General features: G+C 57.5%; 1 protein-coding gene. It reads left to right on the plus strand.

Going from position 1 to position 475, the window contains the following annotated elements; genetic code table 11:
- Positions 1–437, plus strand: a 437-nt coding sequence (locus tag MTX34_RS25520) for an IS3 family transposase (RefSeq protein ID WP_243611206.1), incomplete at its 5' end; no start/stop codon positions are given.
- Between the last annotated feature and the right edge of the window lie 38 nt (positions 438–475).

Genomic DNA, 475 nt, shown 5'->3' on the forward strand with positions numbered 1-475 from the left:
CGAAGTTGTATCTGTCGCCGGTGATGGATCTGTTCGACCGCCAGATCATCTCGTATTCGATCGGAAAGTCTCCGACGACGGAGTTCACCAACCGTTCCCTGCGGGCCGCGTTGGGCACCCTCGGCGAACAGGAGTGTCCAATTGTGCACTCGGATCAAGGTTTTCACTATCAGCACTCGTCGTGGCGGCGGTTGCTGGCCGATGCGGGAGCGATCCAATCGATGTCCCGCAAAGCGAACTGTTACGACAACGCGATCATCGAGAACTTCTTCGGTCACCTCAAAGAAGAGATGTTTCATCACGTCCGATACTCGAACCTCGACGCCTTGCACACCGCGATCGAGGACTACATCGACTGGTTCAACAATGACCGCATCTCGCTACGTCTCGACGGCCTGAGCCCGGTGCGATACCGAGCCCAGGCCCTCGCAGCCTAGGATTTGCTTTAGCAGTCCAACCCACGGGGTCCAGTGCA

This window comes from Rhodococcus sp. ARC_M5 (assembly GCF_022810405.1).
In the GTDB taxonomy this organism is placed as follows: domain Bacteria; phylum Actinomycetota; class Actinomycetes; order Mycobacteriales; family Mycobacteriaceae; genus Rhodococcoides; species Rhodococcoides navarretei.